Raw genomic sequence first — 21632 nt, 5'->3', positions numbered from 1 at the left:
CGAATTCGGGTTCGATATGCAATTTTGCACACTACTTAGATCCGCTTGCGCACGCGATGGCCTTCGCGTCATGCTGGCTGTAACGGGTCGCATGCATAACGTGATCATCTGGCTGATGCGGCTGCGCTTCTTCGTCATGGCATCGGGTCGATCTCGCGTTTGATTGAGCGATGGTCATCTCTGAACCCCCACGGAGGTATCTTCGTGTTCTCCCTCGAACTCCCCCCTGACTGGTCGGCCCCGCGCGAGGAGTTGCGCGAGGCCACCTCGCGCGCCGGGTGGAAGCCCGACCTGGTCGCCGATGCCGAGCTCGCTCTGCTCGAACTCTTCGTCAATGCCTACCGCCACGGCGGTAGTGCGGCGCCCGTCGTGGTGGTCCTCATCATCGGCGACATCCTCCGCGTCTCGGTCAGCGACGGGAGCCCGGTCCTCCCCGCCCCGCGCGAGGACTCCGACCCGCTCGCCCTCTCCGGGCGGGGCCTGCACCTCGTGCGCTCGCTCACCCACCGCTTCGGTACGGAGACCCGCAGGACCGGCAAGTCCGTCTGGTTCGAGCTGGACGCCGCCGCGTGAGCGCCGTCGACCGCCCGATCGAGCCGGGTCACCCGCTGATGCGTACCTACACCGAGCTCGAAATCGCCTACCTGCTCGTCGAACTCGCCGAGCGTGGCCGCAAGTTCGGTCTCCTCTGGCCCTCCGCGACCACCGACAGCGTGGTGGACGGCCGCGTCCTCGTCCGCTTCGGCAACGCCCCGGCGAGCACCGTGGTCAACCTCCTCGCGCTCCTCCGCTCCCACGACTACGACCGCGACGCGACCGAGGACGACACCCCGTGCGACTCCTGATCGGCCTGGCCCTGCTCACCCTCCTGATCCTCGCGATCGCCGTCGTCGGCCTCGGCGCGGTCGCCGTCCTGCGGATGCCCCACCGCCCGGACGACGCCACTTCCACCCCGCCCCCCACCCGAGACCGCCAACCGGTGGCCTGACCTCACCCCACCCGCGCCGCCCGGCCGGACCCGCCGGGCGGCTCCTTCCGAGACGCCCAGAATCGATGGTGGACGGTCATTTCGCCGAGACCAGCGACCTGTCGTTCACGTTCGCGGGCCGGTGCCGGTGGAAAACCGGTACGAGAGGAACCGCCTGGGGCGTCCGCCCCGCTCATGAACTCCCGTCCTGACAAAGTCGGAGTCAGGCCGGTCAGGACGGGGCACCAGCCTGCCACGGCAGGCACATTGATCAACCCCAGTAGCCGAACCGAGAGAGGAAACTGACATGGGAGACCAGAACAAGGGCGGCCCCAGCGACGGCAAGGGCGGCGGGCACGCCAAGCCGGGCGGTGGGGCCATCGGGCCGAAGCCGTCGAAGGACGGAAAGAACCCCGACCCCGCTCCGAAGCACAAGAAGTCGTGACCCCCGGGAGCCCCGAAGCGCTGCGGGCGGCCCTGGTGACGAAGCTCGTCAACTCCGGGGCGCTCTCGGAGGAGTGGGTGTCGTCCGTGGCGGCCGTGCCGCGACACGAGTTCCTTCCCGAAACCATCTGGGCGGACGAGAACGGCGGCGACACGGAGTGCAGCCGTTCCGAGAGCCCCGACCGGTGGATGAAGTTGGCCTATGCCGACGTGCCGATCGTCACCCAGTGGGACGACGGCGCGGAAGCTGACCGGAGTACGCCCACGTCGTCGGCGTCGATGCCGACCATGGTGGTCGAGATGCTGGGTGACCTGGGCACGGCCCCGGGGCATCGGGTACTCGAAATCGGGACCGGCACCGGCTACAACGCCGCGCTCCTGTCCCACCGCCTGGACGCCGAGAACGTGTCGACGGTCGAGGTGGATGCGAAGGTCACCGCGCAAGCCCGTACGGCGCTCCGCTCCGCCGGCTACACCCCCGAAGTCGTCTGCGGGGAAGGCTCGTTCGGATGGGGTGCCCGGGCGCCGTATGACCGGATCATCTCCACCGTGTCCCTGCGGGACATCCCGCCTGCCTGGCTCGCACAGACCAAGCCGGGCGGTGTGATCGTCAGCCCCGTTTCGCCGCTGTTCGGAGGCGGGGCAGTCGTGCGCCTCACGGTCGGCGACGACGGGACGGCGAGCGGCCCGTTCACTCGGTCGGCAGCTTTCATGATGCTCCGCCAGCAGCGCTACCAGGCTGCTTCGGTGGACGACTACCTTCCGGGCGACTGGCCGGGCGGCTCCGGGCAGTCCTGGACCGAGTTCGACCCCGAGATCATCGGGGGCGACTGGTTGGCACAGTTCGCCACCGCGCTCGCCCTGCCGGACGTGTACTACCGGCGGCACGAGTTCGGTGACGGTGGCTGGACGTGGTGGTTGTTCGACACGGCCGTGACGTCCTGGGCGACCGTGGACTCCGTGCCCGGGGAATCCCGGTTCGAGGTTCGGCAGTCCGGGCCCCGGCGGCTCTGGGACGAAGTGGAGGCCGCCTACAACCAGTGGACGGCAACCGGACGCCCCGGGTACGAGAGGTACGGGCTCACGGTGACCCCTGCCGGACAGACAGCCTGGCTGGACAAGCCCGACAATGTCATCCCGGAGCACCGTCCGTAGGGTGACACCGGGGGTGCGGGTTTCTCCATCGATTCGACCTGTGCCGAAGCCCCGCGGGCACCCTCCTCACCCTGATGCTCGCCATCGCCATCGCCATCGCCGTCGTCGGCCTCGGCGCGGTCGCCGTCCTGCGGATGCCTCACCGCCCGGACGACGCCACTCCCACCCCGCCCCCCGCACGCGACCGCCAACCGGTGGCCTGACCTCACCCCACCCGCGCCGCCCGGCCGGACCTGCCGGGCGGCTACTGGTCGGCCTCGTCTACCTCCCTTGCAGCAGTGGGAAGTTGGGGGCGGCCGGGGCGGCGGAAGGACGCGGCGATGGTCTGGGCCACCTCGGCGCGCTGGCGGGCGGTGCAACCGGTCATCAGGCGTTCCAGGCGACGGAGCACGAGGACGTCACGCCACGCCCGGATCGCTCCGCTCACCACGCCGCACAGCAGGGCGCCCGCCAGGGCGACGGTGGGGGTCATCGGAGGGCCTCCGCCCGGTCCGCCGCGTGGGCATCGGGAGAGTCCCCGTCATCACAGAGGGCGTGTCGCCTCAGGATGACCGTTCGACCGCCGATCATGGCGGTCGCCGAGGCGCCGTAGAGCTCGACGGCGCCCACCGGATCGAGCCCGTCGACCAGGCCGTGGGCCAGCATGGCGGCGAAGACCGCCTCCACACTGTCGCCGCAGCACCATTCGATCACCAGGTCGGACATGCCATGGGTGTAGCAGTTGGCCACTCCGTGGGCGAGGGCCGCCCGGTCCAGTAGGGCCGGACGACGCAGGAGCCTGCTCCACAGCAGATCGCGGACGACCGGGGCGCCGGTGTGGTCCCACTTGTTGGCGCGGGTGACCTCGGCCCGGTGGGCCGGCACCACGAACTCGTCCGGCAGCACGCTGGGCACCCCGAGCGGTGCACCGTCGGCTCGCAGCAGGGTGATGCGGGCAGGGAGGATCGCGCTCTCGATCACGAGCCGTCCGTTCCGGACGGACCATCGCACGCCGGCGACTCCCCCGACCATGCGATGCGTTGCCATCAGGCCGACCAGCAGTTGGCCCGCCGCCTCGTCGGCCATCGCCGGGTGGAGATGCAGCGTGAGCCCGTCTCCGTCGTGCGTGGTGAAGAGGACCCCCAGCACGGCCCCGTCACTCTGACGATCGCGGAACGTGTTGGCGAGCGCACTCACCACCATGGCCTCGAAGCGCCGTTGGGCCGGGGTGACGGCATCGGGTACCGGATGCTTGACGAAGACCTTTACCTGCCCGGCGAGTTCACGAGACCGCCAGAGCGGCAGACCGCTCAGCTTCTGGATGCGCCTGGCCAGGCGGGTGACATTGTCCGACGCGGACATGAGACTCCAATCCCCCCACGGAGCCGTCCGGCGGCGGCTGGAGAGACAGGTGCGTCTGTCTGTGCGTACGGATGAAGAGGGGTGACGCCTGTGGGTGACTCTCCGGAGCCCTTCGCCCACCCCGGCCGCCGGTGACCGAGTGCGTGGGCCTGTCGCCACATCAACACAACCAGCTTACACACGCGGGACGTTGCTCCGGTGGGATTCCTCGGTAACCGCAACCCCGGGCGCCGCCCACCTGGTTCCGGTCCGTGTCCCGCGCGGTCGGTCACCTCGGCGGCCCGTCCCCGCTCCTACACTGGCGGCCATGGCAGACCACCAGCCCTTCTCAGCCTTCCGCGTGCCCGACGCCGACCCGGAGGTCGTCGAGCGGCTGGTCGCGGTGCTGGACGTGCAGGCCGCCAACCCGGGTGTGCGGCGGCTGCGCGCGTGGGCGCACGAGCAGCTGGCCGTGCGGCCCGGTGAGCGGGTGCTGGACATCGGGTCCGGTACGGGCTCGGAGACCCTCGTCCTCGCGGCCGCGGTCGGCCCGGACGGCACCGCGACCGGCCTCGAACCGAACCCCGGCCTGCGCGCCGTCGCCGGGCGGCGTGCCGCCGAGGCGGGCAGTGCGGCGCGGTTCCTCGACGGTGACGCGCTGGCCCTGCCGCTGCCCGACGGTGCGGTGGACGCGGTCCGGTGCGAGCGTGTCCTCCAGCACCTGAGCGACCCGGCGGGGGCCGTCGCCGAGATGGCGCGGGTGCTGCGCCCGGGCGGGCGGGTCGCGCTGCTGGACACCGACTGGTCCACGCTCCTCCTCCACCCGGCCGCGGCGGAGGCCCGGACCGCGCTGACCGGCGTCACCCTGGGCAACTCCGCCACCCCGGAGGCCGGACGCCGCCTGACGGGCTGGCTCTCGGCAGCCGGTCTGACCGTCGACCACGTCGGCGCCGACGTGCTGCTGCACGACCCCGACACCGTCCCCTGGCCGCTCCTGCGCGGCCTCGCCACGGTGGCCGTCGGCCGCGGGCTGCTCACCGAGGCGCAGCGCGACGACCTGTACGCCGAACTCACGGCCGCGGCCGAGCGGCGTGCCTTCCACCTCTCCGTGACGATGTTCGCCGCGGTCGCCCACCGGCCGGACGGCCCGGCGACGTCCACCGATTGAGTTCGCCTGCACAGGAAGTCGGTCCGGTCGACTTCCTGCGTACCCGCCCGGCCTGTCCGAGGGTGCCGTCATACTGGCGGCGCACACAGCTCGCGCACGTAACTCGCGCACGAAGCTGCCGGGGCGCCGAGGTGGTGCCCCGTCACGCTGGTCCACTCCTGGAGCCGTTCACCCATGTCCTCGCCCGCCGCGTACCGGTCGCCGAGATCGCTCGCCACCGCCGCCACCGTCCTGCTCGTCGTCTGCGGTGCGCTCACCGTCTTCCGGCTCGTCGCCGACTCCCTCCTGTACCGCGCGGCGGGTGACCTGCCGAGCGGCGTCGAGTTCGGTGACGGCAGCGCGTTCGGCCCCTCGTACGGGCTCCAGATGCTCGCGTACCTGCTGTACAGCCTGGCCCTGATGGGATCGACGGTCGCCTTCCTCAGCTGGTTCCACCGGGTGCGGGTGAACGCCGAGTGGCTGAGCCCGCACGGGCACCGGCACAGCCGCGGCTGGGCCGTCGGCGGCTGGTTCACGCCCGTGGTCTTCCTCTGGTTCCCCTGGCGGATCGCCTGCGACATCTGGCAGGCCGGTGTCCGGCCGGACGCGTCCGGGGTGCGGACACCGCTCCCGACGACGGTCGTCAACGCCTGGTGGGTCAGCTTCTGCCTGTTCAACGTGGTGGACGCGGTGGGAAGCCAGTCGACCGACACGGCGCGCTACCCGGACCAGTACCAGCAGGGCGTGGCCTGGCTGATCGCCTCCGACGCGCTCGAACTGGTCGCCGCCGTCCTCGCCGTCCTGGTGGTGCGGACGGTGACGGCCATGCAGGAGGAACGTTTCGCCGAGCACAGCGCCGCCACCTCGTACGGGGTGTACGTCTCGGCCGTCGAGGGCTGAACCGCCCCGCCCTGTCGAGGCGGCACGGTTCAGGCGTATGCCTCGGGATCGGTGAGTCCCTCCACGAACTCCTGGAAGTCCGCGGCCAGGGGGAGTTCGGACCGGAAGTCGGCGTCGAACCATCCGACCGTGGGGGTCGGACCCGTCCGGTAGTCCAGGGCGATCCAGCAGGGGCCGCTGCCACTGAGGAGCACGAGCGGAGCCGGCAGGCCCCACTCCCCGACCAGGTAGGCGCTGTCGAACAGGGACAGCGTCCCGGGGCGGTGGCCGATCCCCATCAGGTGCTCGAAGGGCACGTGGTCCGAGGCCCAGGAGGTCGGTGCCGAGGTCGGGAAGGCGCACAGGCCGTCCGTGACCTGTCCACCGTTCTGGAGCCGGAGCAGTGCCACCAGGGAGGCCGGGAGACTCACCCCCAGGGTGTGTTCGGCCTGGTGGACGAGCTGATCGGTCAATGGCGGCTGAACGCCGTGGTCGACGGAGCCGTCCCAGAAGACATCCTGCAGAACCTCGAAGCCGGGCATGGGCGGCATCGTACGAGGCGCCGCCCGCCGCGCCTCACCCCGGGGCGCCGCCGGCCCAGGCCGCCAGCCGGCCGAAGTCGTCCGCCGTCAGACCGACCTTCGGGTCGACGTGGTGCAGCAGCGCCGGGCCGGGGTGGTGGGCCGCGACCCAGGCGCGGTCCGCGTCCGTGATGTTGTCGTCGACCCAGGCGAAGGGGCGGCCCCGCGCCCAGGCGACGACCTCCGGGGTCTTCCAGAACACCCCGCCGGCCGGCTCCGGCCGGGGCTCGGACCAGGCGATGTACGGCAGTTCGGGCAGCCCCAGCAGCGGGCCGATGAAGGAGTTGGCCTCCTCCTCCCAGGTCGTCGCCCACACCAGTTCGAAGGGCAGCGCCGCCAGGGCCGGCCCGTGCTCAGGGTTGAGCCACACCCGCAGCGGCTTCGGCGCCTTGTGCGGCATCCCCCACAGGGCGAGCCGCCGCCGTTCGTGGGCCGCCCAGCGCGGGGTCAGCAGTCGGTGGGTCCGGTAGCCCTCCGGCCGCCGGTGCGGCTTCGCCGCCTCCGGGTTCAACGGACCGTCCACGTCCAGCAGCAACGCCGGCCGCACCATCCCGCACCTCCTCGATCGTCGTCGAACGCTACCCGGTGCACCGGTCGCGCCGAAGCGGATATGTCCGCCCGCCCGCCGGGGAGGTTCGGGGTGCGGGGAACTCCGCCTGAGATTGCCGGGAAACGGCATGGTGCGCGAGCGGTGGGCGGGTCTACGGTCGCGCGGTGAGTGATTCCACCGCTGCCGTCCGAAGACGGCGTACGTTCTTCGCCGTCGGCTGGGCCGTCCTCCTGCTGGCGGTCGTCCTGCCGCCGCTGGTGGTCGGGCCGGCCTTCGTGGACTCGGGGGCGCCGCTCTGGTCCGGGCTGGTGGCCGTGCTCGGGCCCGCGGTCCTGCTGGACGCGGGCACCGCGCGGCGGAAGGGCTGGCGGGTGGCCGGGGGCATCGTCCGGGCCCGTACCTGGTCGGGGCCGCGGGAGGTGGACCTGACCGACCTCGCGACCGTACGGGCCTGGGAGGGGCAGTCGCGGTGGGGCGGCCCGGTGACGCTGGTGTCCGTATCCGACCGCTCCGGCGGGTGGGTGATCCTCACCGTCGCCCCCAAGCACCTGCACCTTCTCACCGACGCGGTGCGCCACCACGGCGCGGGTTACGTCACGCCGTGGGCCCAGGCGCTGCTGGGTCTCAAGCCGACCCGGTGGTACGTCTCCGGGGCCCGGACGCTCGGATTCATGGTCGTCTCGATCGCGCCGTTCCTCGCCGGCGCGCTGCTGGCCGCAGCGGCCGCCCAGCGCTGACCGGCCCGGAGGCCTCAGGGCTTGTGCCAGGTCAGGGAGTAGCGCCGCAGGACGTGCCACCGGTAGCGCACCCCGGGCAGCACCCGCCCGGCGGTCTCCCGCACCTCCCGGTAGCTCATCGCGGGGGCGGCCGTCGGCATGCCCTCCGGGCCGGACGCCCGCCGCAGGGCCTTCACGGCCCTTACGAGCGGCGCGGCCGCGACCCACCGGGCCCGGTCCGCCGCCGTCTCCTCCCGGGCCAGGCCGACCACCACCAACACCCCTCCGGGGCGCAGCAGTTCCCGCATCCTGGTGAGCGCGGCCGTGAAGTCCATGTGGTGCACGGCCGTCACCGAGCAGATGAAGTCGAAGCCGCCGGTGGGCAGTTCGAGGGTGAGGAAGTCCCCTTCCAGGAAGGTGATGTCACCGTGGGCGGCCCGCGCCCGCGCGACCATCCCCCCGTCGCTGTCCACCCCGACCACCCGCCCGCACCGCGGCGCGAGCTTCGCCGCCAACAGCCCGTCCCCGCACCCGACGTCGAGCGCCGCCCCGCACCCGGGCGGCACCGCCCGCAGGATCCCGGGGTGCCGCGCCACGTTGGTGTTCCAGTACGGCCGTTCCTCGCGCGTCACGCCGGATCGTCGGCGAGGGCGGCCAGGGCGGCGGTGACGGCGGCCTCGGCGTGGAGGCGGGCGGTGGGGAAGAGGGGGACGGGGCTGTCCTCGGGGTGGACGAGGAGTTCGATCTCGGTGCAGCCGAGGATGATGCCTTCGGCGCCGGCGGCGACCAGGTCGGCGATGACGCGGCGGTAGGCGGCGCGGGATTCCTCGTGGACGAGGCCGAGGCAGAGTTCCTGGTAGATCACCCGGTGGACCAGGGCGCGGGATTCGGGCCCGGGGACGAGGACGTCCAGGCCGTTGGCGGTCAGGCGGCCGCGGTAGAAGTCCTGTTCCATGGTGAAGGCCGTGCCCAGCAGGCCGACCCGGCGCAGGCCGGCCGCGTGGACGGCGTCGGCGGTGGCGTCGGCGAGGTGCAGCAGGGGGATGGAGACGGCTTCGGCGACCTGGTCGGCGACCTTGTGCATGGTGTTGGTGCAGATCAGCAGCAGGTCGGCGCCGGCGGCCTCCAGGCCGCGGGCGGCGTCGGCGAGGATCGCCCCGGCGTCCTCCCAGCGCCCGGCCGCCTGGAGCCGTTCGATGTCGGCGAAGTCGACGGAGTGGAGCACCAGCCGGGCGGAGTGGAGGCCGCCGAGCCGGTCGCGGGTGAGTTCGTTGAGGGTGCGGTAGTACTCGGCGGTGGATTCCCAGCTCATGCCGCCGATCAGGCCGAGGGTCTTCATGGGCCAGTTATAAGCCAGGGGAGACAGGAAAGGCAATTGTATAAGAACTACTTTGGGAAGCTCTCCCGTGCCACCCGGTGCTGCCATTCCCGGGCGAACACCACCGACCCCGCCTCCAGCGCCCGCAGTTGCACCACGCTGAGGAAGTGCCCGGCGTCGCAGCGCAGTTGGGTGCGGGTCTGGACGGTCACGTCCCAGCCGATGTCCGGCCGCTCCAGCCGTACGGTGCGGTCGGTGCGGGCCTGGGCGCTGAGCGGGGCGCCGGTGAGGATGCGGTAGGCGGTGACGGTGTGCTCGTCGCGGACCAGGCCGTCGGGGTGGGTGCGGGTGCCGTCGGTGGCGGGGGAGAGTTCGGTGCGCCACTCGTGGCGGCCGATGTCGTGCACGGTGACGTGCTCGGGCCGGGCGGTGAGCGGTTCGGTGAGGTGGATGTCCGGCGGGTCGGGCAGGGTGGGGGCCGCCAGGGTGACGGGTGCGGCGCCGGCGTCCGCGGCGAGGTGGCGGACGGGCAGGACGAGGGTGGAGTGGGACGGGTCGAGGGCGTACCCGGTGTCGTCCGCGTTCGGCCACACCCACGGCCAGTAGACGGAGGAGAGCGCGAGCCGCAGCCGGTGCCCGGCCGGGACGGTGGCCGCGCAGGCCGCGAGTTCGACCTCGACGTCCGGGCCGGCGGCGGTCAGCACGCCGCGGGTGAGCAGCGCGGAGGTGCCGTCGGGGCCGACCGCGCACAGCCGGGCGACCACCTGGGCGGGCCCGCCGCCGGAGCGCAGCCGCAGCCGGGCGGTGGGCGCGCCGAGCAGCTCGACGGGTTCGGGCAGCGGCTGGGAGTCGAAGCAGACCGAGCGGCCGTCCTCCTCGCGCTGGTCCGGCGGCTGGTCGGCGGGGCGGCCGTGCGGGACGTAGGCGCCGGCGTTGAGGCCGGTGTGCTGCGGGGAGCGGACGGGGACGTACCGGTCGTGGGAGGCGGTGCCGGCGGTGCGCAGCTGGCCGTCGAGGTCGTAGTGGATCTCCCGGACGTCGGGGGAGGGCCAGGCGTCCTCGCCGGTCCAGCGGGTGCTGATCCAGCTGCGCAGGGCGGGTTCCTTGACGGCGCCGGTGTCGACGCCGCGTAGCCAGTGGTCCCACCAGCGCAGGGTCTCGGGCAGGGCGGCCTCGGGCAGGCCGTGCGGCCAGGGGCCGAGCAGGGCGCGTGCGGTGGGGGACTCGGCGAGCAGGCGCAGCACGAAGGAGCAGGACGGGTCGCCCCAGCCGGCCACGGCGAGGACCGGGACGGACACCGGCACGGTGGTGTCCCCGGCGGCGAGCCAGGCGTCGACGGGGGGTTCGAGGGATTCGAGCCGGGCCAGCCAGCCGGGCCGCCAGGCGTCGCCGAGGCGGCGCGGGTCCGGGGGGAGCGCGGCGTCGGCGATCAGGGCGGTGAGCCGGGTGTGCAGGTCGGCGGCGAGGACGGCGCCGCCGAGCCGGTGGCCGCCCTCGGGGCAGGCGGTGACGGCCGCGCCGACGGTCCCGGGCACCCGGGCGGCCAGGCGCAGCGCGGTGGTGCCGGCCGCGCCGACGCCGAGCAGGCCGACCCGGCCGTTCGCCCAGGGGCGGCGGGCGAGCCAGTCGACGGCGGCGGCGCCGTCGGTGAGTTCCTGCTCGCCGCCGGGTTCGCCGGGCAGGCCGCCGGAGTCGCCGTGGCCGCGGGTGTCGACCCGGACGGCGGCGTAGCCGTGGCCCGCGTACCAGGGGTGGCGGCGGGCGTCCTCGGCGGCGGTGCGGTCGCCGAGGCGGTCGGCCGAGTACTCCAGCAGGACGGGGACGGGCTCGTCGCTGACCGGGCGCCAGAGTCGGGCGGCGAGTTCCGTGCCGTCGGGCAGCGGGATGCGCAGGTCCTCGCGGGTGGTGTGGAAGGGGTACGACGGCATGGCCGCTCCCATCGGGGTCCCGGGCCGGTGAGCGCCGAGCGGCCCGCGGCGCGTTCGGGGGGCGCGCGGCGGGCTCGGCCCCTCCGACCCTAGGGGAGGAATCGGGCGATTTCCTGATGAGGGGCCCGCAGTGGTGACGCTGCGCAGGCGTGCGGCGGCCGGACGCGCGCCCCTGGCCTGCGCCGTCGTGGTTCGGTTCGCCGCCGTCCGGCATCTGCACATGACTTGCAACTGCTCGCCGGAGGGGGGAAAGATGGCCCAGCTTTCTCCGGACCGCCCGAGTCCGGACCGCCCGAAAGAAGGACCACACGATGCCCAGCGCCGCCACAGCCGCCCCGGCAGGTGCCCCAGCCGTCCGATGGCGCGACCGGCTCACCCGCGAGGAGTGGATCCGGCTGGCCGGGATGGGCGGCTTCATCCTCGCGCTGCACGTCATCGGCTGGTTCACCCTGCTCGCGCTGGTGGCGCCCGAGCACTACGACGTCGGCGGCCAGGTCTTCGGCGCGGGCATGGGCCTGACCGCCTACACCCTGGGGATGCGGCACGCCTTCGACGCGGACCACATCGCGGCGATCGACAACACCACCCGCAAGCTGATGGGCCAGGGCAAGCGGCCGCTGTCGGTCGGCTTCTGGTTCTCGCTCGGGCACTCCTCGATCGTCTTCGGCCTCTGCGCGCTGCTGGCCTTCGGCATCCGCACGCTCGCGGACCAGGTCCAGGCGGACGACTCGACCCTGCACAAGATGACGGGTCTGATCGGCACCGCGGTCTCCGGCAGCTTCCTGCTGCTGCTCGGCCTGATCAACCTGGGCGCCTTCAACGGCATCCTCAAGGTGTTCCGCCGGATGCGCGTCGGCGAGTACGACGAGGCGGAGCTGGAGCGCCAGTTGGAGCGGCGCGGGCTGATGAACCGGATCCTCGGCAAGGTCACCCGGGCGGTCACCAAGCCCTGGCACATGTACCCGGTGGGCCTGCTGTTCGGCCTGGGCTTCGACACCGCGACCGAGGTGTCCCTGCTGGTGCTGGCCGGCGGCGCGGCGGCGTTCTCGCTGCCCTGGTACGCGCTGCTGACGCTGCCGATCCTGTTCGCGGCCGGGATGAGCCTGCTGGACACCATCGACGGCTCGTTCATGAACTTCGCCTACGAGTGGGCGTTCTCCAAGCCGGTCCGCAAGATCTACTACAACCTGACGGTCACCGGCCTGTCGGTGCTGGTCGCGCTGGTCATCGGCCTGGTCGAGCTGATCGGCCTGCTCGGCGAGAAGCTGGACATCACCAGCGGGCCGATCGCCTGGATCGGCGGGCTGGACCTCAACTTCGTCGGCTACGCGATCGTCGGCCTGTTCGTGCTGACCTGGGCCGGGGCGATCGCGTTCTGGAAGTTCGGCCGGGTCGAGGAGAAGTGGTCGGCGGGGCTGGCGGCGGGCTCCGCGGCCGACGCCGAGTAGCGCGCCGCCCGCAGACGGGCCGAGGACGGCCCGAGGACGGCCCGAGGACGGCCCGAGGGGCCGGTGACCAGACCCTGGTCACCGGCCCCTCGTGGCTCTCCACGACGGACGGGCGGACTACTTGAGCGCGGCGAGCACCGCGTCCGCCATCACCTTCTCGCCGGTCGCGTTGGGGTGGAACGGTACGGCGGGCGAGCCGGGCAGGGCGCCCTCGATCCAGCGGTCGTCCGAGCAGACGTCGTGCCCGCGGGTCGGCGTCGCGGTGTCCACGTACGTCGCGCCGTTGGCGGCCGCGGTGGACTTGAGGGCGGCGTTCAGCTTGTCGAGCACGCCGTGCATGTACTCCACGTCGCCGGGGGTCACCGGCTGGCGCAGGACGCAGGTCGAGCCGTCGGCGGGCAGCACGGACGGGTAACCGACCAGCAGTACCCGGGCCTTGGGGGCCTTGGCGTGGATCTGCCGGAGGGTGGTGGCGATCTGGGGGGCGATGGTGCCGGTGATCCGCTCGGCCAGGTCGTCGTCGCCGTACTGCCAGGACCACGTCCGCCAGTCGAAGTAGCCGTGGTGGTAGACGTCCTTGCAGGGCGTGCCGAGCGGGTTGACGACCGCGCCGGCGATGCAGGTGGCGACGAGTTCGCCGAGGCCGAGGTCGCTGGCGGCGAGGTCGTTGCCGCCGATCCCGAGGGTGACCAGGTCGGTGTCGGCGGTCACCGAGTCCAGCTGCGGGTCGTTGACCCGGATGAAGGCGTCGTACTGGGGCTGCGTCATGGCCTTGACCTTGGCGGCCGCGCAGGTGACGTCGGTGTACGCGCCCGCCTTGAGCGAGGCGGCGACCAGGTGGCCGTAGTTGTGGTCGGAGCGCAGGCACAGGCCGGCCGACTGGCCGGGGACGCCGGCGCCGGCGGCGTAGGAGTCGCCGAGGGCCACGTAGTGCTTCGGCGCGGGGGTGGCCGCCTGGGCGGCGGTGGAGGTGAGCGCGAGGGCGGCGCCGACGGCGACGGCCGCGAGGGCGCTGGAATTGCGGAGTCGCCGGGAATTCCGGGCAGGGCGGAGCACGGTTCCTCCTGGGGGAGAGAAACGACGGGTGGGGGGTCGTGCTGAGCCGGGCCACAGCTACTACTCGTACTACTCGCAGGTAAGTTACTTCCAGGTTTCGCGGCCGTCCATAGGTGACGGCGGAATTTCCGGAAATCCCGTCAGATGACACCGGGTGCCATTTCGAATTCCGCTCCACCGCGTTTCGGAATTGCCGCCGATACGTGCGGGAAGGGAATTCGGTTCACCTGGTGCGTGTTCCGGGTCTCCCGGGGCCCCGGGCGGTCTCGATGCCCGGTGGGCTGACAGGTACAGTTCCGGTGCAGAGCGTGCCGTCGAACCGGGCCGCCGACCAGGAGGGGGATCAGCGGGGATGAGCCGCCGAGAGCGCGACCGTGACCGCGACCGCGACGGCAAGCGGGGCACCGGTGCCCCGGTGACCGTCACCGTCTGCCGCGACTGCTGCTGCGGCAGCCTGACCAAGCACCCCGAGGTGGACCACGCGGGCCAGTTCGAGCGGCTGCGGACGGCGGTCGGCTCGGCGGGCCGGGTCCGGGGGTCGAAGTGCCTGGACGTCTGCTCCCAGTCCAACGTGGTGGTGGTCGGCCCGTCCAGCGAGGGGCGGGCGGCGGGGGCGCGTCCGGTCTGGTTCGGCTTCGTGCTGATGGACGAGATGATCGACGACATCGCCGCCTGGGTGCGGGCGGGCGGCCCCGGCGTCGCCGAGCCGCCCGGGCTGCTCGACCTCCAGCTGATCTCGGTCTCCCGTCGGGTCCGCGAGGGCCTGCCGGAGTGACCGCGGGGACCGCGAGGTGCTGACGGACCGTCAGATCGACGTCCCGGCACGGCTCCGGGGTCGGCCCACTACCATGACCGGTGGCGTCGAGCCGTTCCGCGCAACGGGAGGAAGACGATGACGACGGTCTGCCGCATCTGCGCGGGCACCGGCCGGACCGCCGGCCTCAACTGCCGTACCTGCCAGGGCACCGGCACCACCGAGGTGGGCGGCGGGGGCGGCAACTGCTTCCTCTGCGACGGCACCGGGGTGTACGTGCGCTACCGGGTGGACGCGACCGGCGCCAAGCAGGCGTACCGGGACGAGATCTGCCGCACCTGCGACGGCACCGGCAACCGGTCGGCGAACCTCTGGGACGAACCGTCCTCCTGAGCCGCCGTCCTGAGCCGTCCTCCTGAGCCACCGTCCTGGGCCGCCGTCCCCCGAACCACCCGCCCGGCCGGGGCCGATGATCCGACATCACTTCGATGTGGACATGCTCTTTACCTAACCATGGTCGAACGTTGGTGTTCGAGTGGCCGATGCGCTGACCCCCGTTCACCGGAAGTCCGTGCGCGGTCAACGCGCCGCTGACAGAGTCCCGCGCATGGATATCCCCAACATGGGCGTGCCGGCCAAGCTTGCCGACCGCATGAGCATGGCCGAGCAGCACGAGTACCTGCGGGCCCGTTTCTCCCGCCGCCGGATGCTGCGCGCCGGTGCCGTCACCGTGGGCGCGGTCGCCGTCGGCGGTGCCCTGGGCAGCGCGCCGGCCTTCGCCGCCCCGGCGAGCCCCCAGCTCCTGACGGGTGCCACGACGGCCGGCATCGACGGTGCGCTGGTCGCGCCGGTCGGGCGTCACCTCCAGTTCGGCGCCGAGCCGGACACCCAGTTCCGCATCTCCTGGCAGGTCCCGGCGCCGGTCAGGAAGCCGTTCCTGCGCTTCGGCAAGCACCCGTGGGAGCTGAGCCACAAGATCCAGGCCGAGGTCCGCGCGCTGCACACCCCGGCGCTGACCCCGACCGGCAAGCCGGTGGACCAGTACTACCTGCACGTGGCGCTGGAGGACCTCCAGCCCGACACCACCTACTACTACGGCGTCGGCCACGAGGGCTTCGACCCGGCCTCGCAGCAGCAGATCTCCACCCTGCACACCTTCCGCACCGCGCCCTCCCGCGACCACCGCTGGGGCAAGGTGTACGAGCCGTTCACCTTCACCGCCTTCGGCGACCAGGGCGTCAGCGCCCACGCGGCCGGCAACGACAACATCATCAAGGCCCAGAAGCCGGCCTTCCACCTGCACGCCGGCGACATCTGCTACGCCGACCCGGCCGGTTCCGGCACCGACCCGGACAAGTCCGTCTTCAACGCCAAGACCTGGGACGACTTCCTGGTCCAGACCGAGACCGTCGCCGCCGACATCCCGTGGATGGTCGCCTACGGCAACCACGACATCGAGGCCTGGTACTCGCCGAACGGCTACGGCGGCGAGAACGCCCGCTTCTTCCTGCCGGACAACGGCCCGGACCCGCGCCAGGTCCCCGGCGTCTACACCTTCCGGTACAAGAACGTCGGCGTCATCTCGCTGGACGCCAACGACGTCTCCTACGAGATCCCGGCCAACCTGGGCATCTCGGCGAACAAGCAGACCAAGTGGCTGGAGCGCACCCTCAAGGACCTGCGCAACGACGAGACCGTCGACTTCGTCGTGGTCTTCTTCCACCACTGCGCCTTCTCCACCACCGTCGCCCACGCCTCCGAGGGCGGCGTCCGCGAGGCCTGGGTGCCGCTGTTCGAGAAGTACCGGGTGGACCTGGTCATCAACGGCCACAACCACATCTACGAGCGCACCGACGCCATCCTCGGCAACAAGGTCTCGAAGCAGGTGCCGAGCGGCGCCACCATCGAGCCGGTCAAGGACGGCGTGGTCTACGTGACCGCGGGCGCGGCCGGCCGCAGCCTGTACAACTTCGCGACCCCGGACACCTACGAGGGCCACGAGAACCACCAGGACGAGGTGCAGAGCTACTACTGGAGCAAGGGCCGGGTGAAGACCCCCGAGACCATCCAGTGGTCGCGGGTCCGCTACACCGGCTACTCCTTCATCAAGGTCGACGTCACCCCGGCCCACCTGGGCCAGAAGTCGTCCATGAAGGTCACCGCGCTGGCCGAGAACGGCACCCAGATCGACCACTACACGATCCTGCGCAAGGTCGGCGAGGGCTGGGACTCCAACAGCGACGACGACGGCCAGGGCGGCGGCTGGGGCTGGTAGTCCCCGAACCCCCCTGCCGGGCCCCGGCGTCGAGGAGCGAAGCCCTCAGCGCCGGGGCCCGTACATGATCACGCCGACCCCGGCCAGGCAGATCAGCGCGCCCAGCACGTCGTAGCGGGTCGGCCGGAAGCCGTCCACGGCCATGCCCCACAGCAGCGAGCCGGCCACGAACACCCCGCCGTAGGCGGCCAGCACCCGGCCGAACTCGGCGTCCGGCTGCCGCGCCGCCACGAAGCCGTACACGCCCAGCGCCACCACGCCCAACCCGGCCAGCCACCACGGCCGTTGCTCCCGCACGCTCTGCCAGACCAGCCAGCAGCCGCCGATCTCGGCGACGGCCGCGAGGGCGAACAGGACGACGGAGCGCAGAACGGTCATGGTCCGTGAGCGTACGGGCTCAGACCTGCCGGTACGTGGCCAGGAAGCGCCCGATCCGGTTGATCGCCGTCTCCAGGTCGTCGGCGCGCGGCAGGGTGACGAAGCGGAAGTGGTCCGGGCGGGGCCAGTTGAAGCCGGTGCCCTGGACGACGTGGATCTTCTCGCGCAGCAGCAGGTCCAGCACGAAGCGCTCGTCGTCGACGATCCGGTGCACCGCCGGGTCGAGCTTGGCGAAGGCGTACAGCGCGCCCTTGGGCTTGACGCAGCTGACCCCGGGGATCTCGTTGAGCGCCTTGACCGCGATGTCGCGCTGCTCGGTGAGCCGGCCGCTCGGCAGGACCAGGTCGTTGATCGACTGGTGGCCGCCGAGCGCGGCCTGGACGGCGTACTGCGCGGGCACGTTGGGGCACAGCCGCATGCCGGAGAGCATGGTCAGGCCCTCCAGGTAGTCGGTGGCGTGCTGCTTGGGGCCGGAGACGACCAGCCAGCCGCTGCGGAAGCCGGCCACCCGGTAGGCCTTGGAGAGGCCGTTGAAGGTGAGGGTGAGCACGTCCTCGGCGAGCGCGGCCAGGCAGTGGTGCTCGGTGCCGTCGTAGAGGATCTTGTCGTAGATCTCGTCGGCCAGCACCATCAGCTGGTGGCGGCGGGCCAGGTCGAGGATCCCCTCCAGCAGCTCCTTCGGGTAGACCGCGCCGGTCGGGTTGTTGGGGTTGATGACGACGATCGCCTTGGTGCGGGCGGTGATCTTGGCGGCGATGTCGTCGAGGTCCGGGTACCACTCGGCCTCCTCGTCGCACAGGTAGTGCACGGCCTTGCCGCCGGCCAGCCGGACGGAGGCCGTCCACAGCGGGTAGTCCGGCATCGGGACGAGCACCTCGTCGCCGTCGTCCACCAGGGCGGTGACCGCCATCTGGATCAGCTCGGAGACGCCGTTGCCGAGGTAGACGTCGTTGACGCCGACGCCCTGGACCCCGCGCTGCTGGTAGTACTGCACCACGGCGCGGCGGGCCGGCAGGATGCCGCGCGAGTCGCTGTAGCCGTGCGCCGAGGGCAGGTTGCGGATGATGTCCTGGATGATCTCCTCGGGCGCCTCGAAGCCGAACGGCGCCGGGTTGCCGGTGTTCAGCCGCAGCACGCTGTGCCCGGCCTCCTCCAGGGCGTTGGCCTGGTCGACCACCGGACCCCGGATCTCGTAGCACACGTCGTTCAGCTTGCTCGACTGCCGAAACTCCATCTGCGGCCTCCCGACCGTCACCACCGCTCCGCTGCTACCGCTTTGTTCTACCAAGTAGGCACTTGGAAAGTCCAACCTTTTGGCTATGCTGATCCACATGTCACGCCGAAGCTACGACCAGTACTGCGCCGTCGCCCGCGCCCTGGACGCGGTGGGGGAGCGCTGGAGCCTCCTGATCGTCCGTGAACTCCTGCGCGGCCCGCGCCGCTACACCGACCTGCACGCCGACCTGCCCGGGGTCTCCACCGACATCCTGGCCGCCCGGCTCAAGCAGCTGGAGGGCGAGGGGCTCGCGGAACGGCGGCGGCTGGAACGGCCGGCCAACGCCACGGTGTACGAGCTGACCGACCGGGGGCGCGAACTGCGACCGGTGATCGAGGCCCTGGGGGAGTGGGGGCTCGGCGCCCTCGGCGACCAGCGGCCCACCGACGCGGTGCGGGAGCACTGGTTCACGGCTCCGGGTGCGGGTGCGGGTGTCGCGGCGGCCGTCGGGGGCTGAACGGGCGCCGGGCGGAGGCTGGGCGGGCGCTGGGCGGGGGCTGAGCGGGGCGGCGGCAAGGCCCCCGTCGCCGGCCGCCGCCCCGTGGCCCCAGGATGGCGCAGGGCGATAAACGAACACTGGACGCCGAATGAGCGGCCGGGCCCCCGCGACACTGGTTGGCAAGTGCACACGTACGATCGTCGGATCGCGGAGCCAACTCAGGAGAGCGGAAGCAGCCCGTGCCCACCATCAGCCGCAGTTACGCCAGCTACGTCGCCGTCGGGGACTCCTTCACCGAGGGCATGTGCGACGACCTCCATCCCGACGGCCACTACCGCGGCTGGGCCGACCGGGTCGCCTCCGCGCTCGCCGCCGAGAGTGGGTCCGAGGGCGGGTCCGAGGGTGGATCCGACGGCTTCCGGTACGCCAACCTCGCCGTCCGCGGCAAGCTCATCGGCCAGATCCACGACGAACAGCTCCCCGCCGCCGCCGGGATGGGTGCCGACCTCGTCACCCTGGCCGGCGGCCTCAACGACGTGCTGCGCCCCGGCTGCGACATCGACCGGGTCGAGCGGCTGCTCGGCCGCTGCGCCGCCGAACTGCGCGCCACCGGCGCCACCGTCGTCCTGTTCACCAGTACCGACCCCAGCCGCAGGATGGCCGGCGGCGCCCGGCTGCTGCCCGCCATCCTGCGGATGAAGGCCTTCGTCCAGGAGCTCGGGCGGCAGGACGGCTACGCCGTCGTCGACCTGTTCTCCGCGCCCTGCTTCGACGACCGCCGGCTCTGGGCCGAGGACCGGCTGCACCTCTCGCCCGAAGGCCACCGCCGGGTCGCCGAAGGCGTCCTGGAGGCCCTCGGCCGCCCGGCCGCCTTCGACTGGCGCGCCCCGCTGCCCGCCGTCGCCCCGCCCGGCCGCGCCGAACGGCTGCGCTCCGACGCCCGCTGGCTGGGCACCCACCTCGGCCCCTGGATCGGCCGCCGCCTCACCGGCCGCTCCTCCGGCGACGGCCGGCCGCCGAAGCGGCCGGAGCTGCTGCCGTTCCCGTAGGGCCCTGACCCCGGCTATTCGACCCAGCTCCGCTCGGGCTTCTCCGCCTCCAGGACCAGGCTCGCCATCGGGGCGCGGGTGGTCCAGCCGAGGGCCCGGTAGAGCCCCTGGCCGTCCGCCGTGCCGACCAGGACGCCGGTGCGGGCGCCCGCCTCGTACGCGCCGGACAGCAGGGCCCGCATCACCACCGAGCCCAGGCCCCGGCGGCGGTGCTCGGGGGCGGTGCCGATCTGGTCCGGTACGGCGACCGGGCCGGCCAGGCCCACCTGGCCGCGGGCGGCGAGGTGCCCGTCCGTGCTGCGCACCAGGGCGCGCAGCACGCCGCCCCTGGTCCAGGTGGTCAGGGTGTAGCCGGTCGGCGGCTGCGCCCGCTCGGGGGTGAGCGCGGTGGTCATCAGGAAGCCGGGCTGGTCCAGCCGCCACTGCGGGCCCAGCCAGGGCCGTACCGTCCCGTCCTCGGCGAACAGCTTGAGCCAGGTGGTCGGCGCGGTGGTCGCCCCGGCGAGCGCGCGGACGGCCTGCTCGGTCGGCTCGGGCAGCACGTACCGCCCCACCTCCCGGTCCGGCGCACCGACGTCGATGCTCCAGCCCCAGGGCCGCTCCACCGGGTCGGCGGCGCCCCGGGAGACTGTCCAGCCGCTGATCCACATCCGGACCAGCTCGGTGACGGTCGACTCCGGCGTCATGTGCGGCATCGTGTGCGGCATCGTTCGGATCCCCCCGCATGTAATGGTCTCTGCTTGCCTGCATAACTTACTCAAGCGGAGGGCGGCCTGCCCAGTAATCTTGACGGGTTCGACGTGCCGGCTCCCGCCGGCGCCCAGCAGCTGGAAGGACCCCGGACGTGAGCGAGACCGAGCCGCCGCAGGACCCCACGGCGGCCGCGCCGACCCCGCTCCGCTCCGACTGCGGCAGCTGCTTCGGACTGTGCTGCGTCGCCCTGCCCTTCGCGGCCACCGCCGACTTCGCGGTGAACAAGGCTGCCGGCACCCCCTGCCGCAACCTGCAGACGGACTTCAGCTGCGGGATCCACGCCCGCCTCCGCGACAGCGGCTTCCAGGGCTGCACCGTCTACGACTGCTTCGGCGCCGGCCAGCGGGTCTCCCAGGTCACCTTCGGCGGGGTCAGCTGGCGGGAGGAACCCGCCACCGCCAAGCCGATGTTCGACGTCTTCCCGATCGTCCGGCAGCTCCACGAACTGCTCTGGTACCTCACCGAGGCGCTCACCTTCGCCCCCGCCCGGCCCGTCCACGCCGAACTGCGGCAGGCCCTGGAGGAGACCGACCGCCTCGCCTCCGGCACCCCCGAGGAACTCCTCGCCGTCGACGTCGCGGCCCACCGCGGCCGGATCAGCGAGCTCCTGCTGCGGGCCGGCGAACTCGTCCGCGCCGCCGTCCCCCGCCGCCGTGAGCACCGCGGCGCCGACCTCTTCGGTGCCCGCCTGCGCGGCGCCGACCTCCAGGGCGCCAACCTGCGCGGCGCCCTCCTGGTCGCCGCCGACCTCTCCGGCGCCGACCTGCGCCTCGCCGACCTCATCGGCGCCGACCTCCGCGACGCCGACCTCGCCGGCGCCGACCTCAGCACCGCCCTCTTCCTCACCCAGGCCCAGCTCAACGCCGCCCGCGGCGACGCCACCACCCGCCTCCCGGCCGCCCTCACCCGCCCCACCCACTGGCCCGCCACCGCCCCGACGGGCGCGACCCCCGGCCACCGCAAGCCCCGCAGCGGCCCCCGCCCCCAGAACGGCACCCGCTCCGGCAGGCCGCGCCGCCGCTAGAGCCTGTCCGGCGGATCATGTGACTTCTCCATGCCGGGCTCGTTGTGCCCGGCATGGGGCGGGGTGATCTGACGAACGAGGAATGGGGCCGGCTGGCACCGCATCTGCCGGGAAGCGGTCGGCGGGGCGGGCGCTGGAACGACCACCGCAGGGTGATCAACGGGATCTTGTTCCG

26 protein-coding genes and 2 pseudogenes are annotated in these 21632 nt (G+C 72.5%); 17 read left to right on the top strand and 11 right to left on the bottom strand.

The features are described 5' to 3' along the window. Positions 1 to 204: 204 nt before the first annotated feature. The 6 genes from ACFXPX_RS34775 (at position 205) to ACFXPX_RS34750 (ending at position 2769) form a co-directional block, all read left to right on the top strand. A complete protein-coding gene (locus tag ACFXPX_RS34775) occupies positions 205 to 573 on the top strand; it encodes an ATP-binding protein (RefSeq protein ID WP_380529552.1) in 369 nt (122 codons plus the stop codon). Beyond that, a complete protein-coding gene (locus ACFXPX_RS34770; protein WP_380644459.1) occupies positions 570 to 845 on the top strand; it encodes a hypothetical protein in 276 nt (91 codons plus the stop codon). Before ACFXPX_RS34775 ends, ACFXPX_RS34770 begins: the two co-directional genes overlap by 4 nt. Then, a complete protein-coding gene (locus ACFXPX_RS34765) occupies positions 833 to 988 on the top strand; it encodes a hypothetical protein (protein WP_380405792.1) in 156 nt (51 codons plus the stop codon). Before ACFXPX_RS34770 ends, ACFXPX_RS34765 begins: the two co-directional genes overlap by 13 nt. 286 nt (positions 989 to 1274) lie before the next feature. Continuing rightward, positions 1275 to 1412 (top strand): hypothetical protein, encoded by a 138-nt coding sequence (locus tag ACFXPX_RS34760; protein WP_380529548.1) that lies wholly within the window; start codon positions 1275 to 1277, stop codon positions 1410 to 1412. A 35-nt stretch (positions 1413 to 1447) separates the two neighbouring features. Beyond that, a complete protein-coding gene (locus ACFXPX_RS34755) occupies positions 1448 to 2566 on the top strand; it encodes a protein-L-isoaspartate(D-aspartate) O-methyltransferase (RefSeq protein ID WP_380644458.1) in 1119 nt (372 codons plus the stop codon). Positions 2567 to 2640: 74 nt separating this feature from the next. Beyond that, positions 2641 to 2769, top strand: coding sequence for a hypothetical protein (locus ACFXPX_RS34750; protein WP_380644456.1), 129 nt, complete (start codon positions 2641 to 2643; stop codon positions 2767 to 2769). Positions 2770 to 2810: 41 nt separating this feature from the next. Here the strand turns inward: ACFXPX_RS34750 and ACFXPX_RS34745 are convergent, their stop codons facing one another. Together ACFXPX_RS34745 and ACFXPX_RS34740 are read right to left on the bottom strand one after the other, a co-directional pair. Then, positions 2811 to 3038: a hypothetical protein gene (locus tag ACFXPX_RS34745; protein WP_380593962.1), complete on the bottom strand. Its 228-nt coding sequence runs from the start codon at positions 3036 to 3038 to the stop codon at positions 2811 to 2813. Further along, the gene (locus ACFXPX_RS34740) at positions 3035 to 3907 is read right to left on the bottom strand and encodes a hypothetical protein (protein ID WP_380644455.1); all 873 of its coding nucleotides are present in this window, start codon (positions 3905 to 3907) and stop codon (positions 3035 to 3037) included. Before ACFXPX_RS34740 ends, ACFXPX_RS34745 begins: the two co-directional genes overlap by 4 nt. A gap of 307 nt (positions 3908 to 4214) precedes the next feature. On the opposite strand from ACFXPX_RS34740, the gene ACFXPX_RS34735 reads away from it, so the two are divergent. Together ACFXPX_RS34735 and ACFXPX_RS34730 are read left to right on the top strand one after the other, a co-directional pair. Beyond that, positions 4215 to 5054, top strand: coding sequence for a methyltransferase domain-containing protein (locus ACFXPX_RS34735; RefSeq protein WP_380644454.1), 840 nt, complete (start codon positions 4215 to 4217; stop codon positions 5052 to 5054). 174 nt (positions 5055 to 5228) lie between these two features. After that, positions 5229 to 5933 (top strand): DUF4328 domain-containing protein, encoded by a 705-nt coding sequence (locus tag ACFXPX_RS34730; RefSeq protein WP_375890241.1) that lies wholly within the window; start codon positions 5229 to 5231, stop codon positions 5931 to 5933. 29 nt (positions 5934 to 5962) lie between these two features. Here ACFXPX_RS34730 and ACFXPX_RS34725 read toward each other — a convergent pair whose 3' ends face one another. Both ACFXPX_RS34725 and ACFXPX_RS34720 read right to left on the bottom strand, forming a co-directional pair. After that, positions 5963 to 6454 (bottom strand): SMI1/KNR4 family protein, encoded by a 492-nt coding sequence (locus ACFXPX_RS34725; protein WP_380593966.1) that lies wholly within the window; start codon positions 6452 to 6454, stop codon positions 5963 to 5965. A gap of 34 nt (positions 6455 to 6488) precedes the next feature. Beyond that, positions 6489 to 7043, bottom strand: coding sequence for an HAD domain-containing protein (locus ACFXPX_RS34720; RefSeq protein WP_380593968.1), 555 nt, complete (start codon positions 7041 to 7043; stop codon positions 6489 to 6491). A 164-nt stretch (positions 7044 to 7207) separates the two neighbouring features. Between ACFXPX_RS34720 and ACFXPX_RS34715 the strand changes: the two genes are divergently transcribed. Then, a complete protein-coding gene (locus tag ACFXPX_RS34715) occupies positions 7208 to 7780 on the top strand; it encodes a hypothetical protein (RefSeq protein WP_380529531.1) in 573 nt (190 codons plus the stop codon). Between the two features lie 14 nt (positions 7781 to 7794). Here the strand turns inward: ACFXPX_RS34715 and ACFXPX_RS34710 are convergent, their stop codons facing one another. From ACFXPX_RS34710 to ACFXPX_RS34700, 3 genes are read right to left on the bottom strand one after another with little or no spacing between them, the layout of a single operon-like run. Further along, positions 7795 to 8391: a class I SAM-dependent methyltransferase gene (locus ACFXPX_RS34710; RefSeq protein ID WP_380593972.1), complete on the bottom strand. Its 597-nt coding sequence runs from the start codon at positions 8389 to 8391 to the stop codon at positions 7795 to 7797. Beyond that, a complete protein-coding gene (locus ACFXPX_RS34705) occupies positions 8388 to 9098 on the bottom strand; it encodes an aspartate/glutamate racemase family protein (RefSeq protein ID WP_380529527.1) in 711 nt (236 codons plus the stop codon). Before ACFXPX_RS34705 ends, ACFXPX_RS34710 begins: the two co-directional genes overlap by 4 nt. A gap of 47 nt (positions 9099 to 9145) precedes the next feature. Beyond that, positions 9146 to 11005: a CocE/NonD family hydrolase gene (locus ACFXPX_RS34700; protein WP_380644453.1), complete on the bottom strand. Its 1860-nt coding sequence runs from the start codon at positions 11003 to 11005 to the stop codon at positions 9146 to 9148. A gap of 311 nt (positions 11006 to 11316) precedes the next feature. Here ACFXPX_RS34700 and ACFXPX_RS34695 point away from each other — a divergent pair, with 311 nt between their 5' ends. Beyond that, entirely contained in the window at positions 11317 to 12453 is a 1137-nt protein-coding gene (locus ACFXPX_RS34695; RefSeq protein WP_375890255.1) for a HoxN/HupN/NixA family nickel/cobalt transporter, read from the top strand. A 117-nt stretch (positions 12454 to 12570) separates the two neighbouring features. On the opposite strand, the gene ACFXPX_RS34690 is transcribed toward ACFXPX_RS34695, so the two are convergent. Continuing rightward, positions 12571 to 13509, bottom strand: coding sequence for an SGNH/GDSL hydrolase family protein (locus ACFXPX_RS34690; protein ID WP_380644452.1), 939 nt, complete (start codon positions 13507 to 13509; stop codon positions 12571 to 12573). A 352-nt stretch (positions 13510 to 13861) separates the two neighbouring features. Here ACFXPX_RS34690 and ACFXPX_RS34685 point away from each other — a divergent pair, with 352 nt between their 5' ends. The 3 genes from ACFXPX_RS34685 (at position 13862) to ACFXPX_RS34675 (ending at position 16538) form a co-directional block, all read left to right on the top strand. Then, on the top strand, positions 13862 to 14284 hold the full coding sequence (locus ACFXPX_RS34685) for a (2Fe-2S) ferredoxin domain-containing protein (protein WP_375890259.1): 423 nt from the start codon (positions 13862 to 13864) through the stop codon (positions 14282 to 14284). Positions 14285 to 14401: 117 nt separating this feature from the next. Next, entirely contained in the window at positions 14402 to 14656 is a 255-nt protein-coding gene (locus ACFXPX_RS34680; protein WP_350510191.1) for a hypothetical protein, read from the top strand. A gap of 214 nt (positions 14657 to 14870) precedes the next feature. Then, the gene (locus ACFXPX_RS34675; RefSeq protein WP_380644450.1) at positions 14871 to 16538 is read left to right on the top strand and encodes a fibronectin type III domain-containing protein; all 1668 of its coding nucleotides are present in this window, start codon (positions 14871 to 14873) and stop codon (positions 16536 to 16538) included. A 45-nt stretch (positions 16539 to 16583) separates the two neighbouring features. On the opposite strand, the gene ACFXPX_RS34670 is transcribed toward ACFXPX_RS34675, so the two are convergent. Together ACFXPX_RS34670 and ACFXPX_RS34665 are read right to left on the bottom strand one after the other, a co-directional pair. Then, on the bottom strand, positions 16584 to 16916 hold the full coding sequence (locus tag ACFXPX_RS34670) for a YnfA family protein (RefSeq protein WP_375890263.1): 333 nt from the start codon (positions 16914 to 16916) through the stop codon (positions 16584 to 16586). Between the two features lie 19 nt (positions 16917 to 16935). Beyond that, a complete protein-coding gene (locus ACFXPX_RS34665) occupies positions 16936 to 18150 on the bottom strand; it encodes a pyridoxal phosphate-dependent aminotransferase (protein ID WP_380529517.1) in 1215 nt (404 codons plus the stop codon). Between the two features lie 97 nt (positions 18151 to 18247). Here ACFXPX_RS34665 and ACFXPX_RS34660 point away from each other — a divergent pair. Then, positions 18248 to 18610 (top strand): annotated as a pseudogene (locus ACFXPX_RS34660) (winged helix-turn-helix transcriptional regulator); the annotation flags it as partial. 260 nt (positions 18611 to 18870) lie between these two features. Further along, positions 18871 to 19680 (top strand): SGNH/GDSL hydrolase family protein, encoded by an 810-nt coding sequence (locus tag ACFXPX_RS34655; protein ID WP_380644448.1) that lies wholly within the window; start codon positions 18871 to 18873, stop codon positions 19678 to 19680. Between the two features lie 14 nt (positions 19681 to 19694). Here the strand turns inward: ACFXPX_RS34655 and ACFXPX_RS34650 are convergent, their stop codons facing one another. Continuing rightward, the gene (locus ACFXPX_RS34650) at positions 19695 to 20366 is read right to left on the bottom strand and encodes a GNAT family N-acetyltransferase (RefSeq protein WP_380644447.1); all 672 of its coding nucleotides are present in this window, start codon (positions 20364 to 20366) and stop codon (positions 19695 to 19697) included. A gap of 158 nt (positions 20367 to 20524) precedes the next feature. On the opposite strand from ACFXPX_RS34650, the gene ACFXPX_RS34645 reads away from it, so the two are divergent. Further along, positions 20525 to 21457 (top strand): pentapeptide repeat-containing protein, encoded by a 933-nt coding sequence (locus ACFXPX_RS34645; RefSeq protein WP_380533140.1) that lies wholly within the window; start codon positions 20525 to 20527, stop codon positions 21455 to 21457. 53 nt (positions 21458 to 21510) lie between these two features. After that, positions 21511 to 21632, top strand: a pseudogene (locus tag ACFXPX_RS34640) (IS5/IS1182 family transposase); the annotation flags it as partial.

This window comes from Kitasatospora sp. NPDC059146, from assembly GCF_042786665.1.
In the GTDB taxonomy this organism is placed as follows: domain Bacteria; phylum Actinomycetota; class Actinomycetes; order Streptomycetales; family Streptomycetaceae; genus Kitasatospora.
Note: the sequence above shows the minus strand (reverse complement) of the source record. Positions and strands in the feature narration are given on the sequence as shown.

Excerpts from the sequence above, each read along its gene's own strand:
- ACFXPX_RS34650 (WP_380644447.1), bottom strand. The coding sequence starts at position 20,366 with ATGACGCCGGAGTCGACCGTCACCGAGCTGGTCCGGATGTGGATCAGC.
- ACFXPX_RS34760 (WP_380529548.1), top strand. The coding sequence starts at position 1,275 with ATGGGAGACCAGAACAAGGGCGGCCCCAGCGACGGCAAGGGCGGCGGG.
- ACFXPX_RS34700 (WP_380644453.1), bottom strand. The coding sequence starts at position 11,005 with ATGCCGTCGTACCCCTTCCACACCACCCGCGAGGACCTGCGCATCCCG.
- ACFXPX_RS34735 (WP_380644454.1), top strand. The coding sequence starts at position 4,215 with ATGGCAGACCACCAGCCCTTCTCAGCCTTCCGCGTGCCCGACGCCGAC.
- ACFXPX_RS34745 (WP_380593962.1), bottom strand. The coding sequence starts at position 3,038 with ATGACCCCCACCGTCGCCCTGGCGGGCGCCCTGCTGTGCGGCGTGGTG.
- ACFXPX_RS34720 (WP_380593968.1), bottom strand. The coding sequence starts at position 7,043 with ATGGTGCGGCCGGCGTTGCTGCTGGACGTGGACGGTCCGTTGAACCCG.
- ACFXPX_RS34675 (WP_380644450.1), top strand. The coding sequence starts at position 14,871 with ATGGATATCCCCAACATGGGCGTGCCGGCCAAGCTTGCCGACCGCATG.
- ACFXPX_RS34740 (WP_380644455.1), bottom strand. The coding sequence starts at position 3,907 with ATGTCCGCGTCGGACAATGTCACCCGCCTGGCCAGGCGCATCCAGAAG.
- ACFXPX_RS34665 (WP_380529517.1), bottom strand. The coding sequence starts at position 18,150 with ATGGAGTTTCGGCAGTCGAGCAAGCTGAACGACGTGTGCTACGAGATC.
- ACFXPX_RS34670 (WP_375890263.1), bottom strand. The coding sequence starts at position 16,916 with ATGACCGTTCTGCGCTCCGTCGTCCTGTTCGCCCTCGCGGCCGTCGCC.
- ACFXPX_RS34680 (WP_350510191.1), top strand. The coding sequence starts at position 14,402 with ATGACGACGGTCTGCCGCATCTGCGCGGGCACCGGCCGGACCGCCGGC.
- ACFXPX_RS34685 (WP_375890259.1), top strand. The coding sequence starts at position 13,862 with ATGAGCCGCCGAGAGCGCGACCGTGACCGCGACCGCGACGGCAAGCGG.
- ACFXPX_RS34705 (WP_380529527.1), bottom strand. The coding sequence starts at position 9,098 with ATGAAGACCCTCGGCCTGATCGGCGGCATGAGCTGGGAATCCACCGCC.
- ACFXPX_RS34730 (WP_375890241.1), top strand. The coding sequence starts at position 5,229 with ATGTCCTCGCCCGCCGCGTACCGGTCGCCGAGATCGCTCGCCACCGCC.
- ACFXPX_RS34725 (WP_380593966.1), bottom strand. The coding sequence starts at position 6,454 with ATGCCCGGCTTCGAGGTTCTGCAGGATGTCTTCTGGGACGGCTCCGTC.
- ACFXPX_RS34695 (WP_375890255.1), top strand. The coding sequence starts at position 11,317 with ATGCCCAGCGCCGCCACAGCCGCCCCGGCAGGTGCCCCAGCCGTCCGA.
- ACFXPX_RS34750 (WP_380644456.1), top strand. The coding sequence starts at position 2,641 with ATGCTCGCCATCGCCATCGCCATCGCCGTCGTCGGCCTCGGCGCGGTC.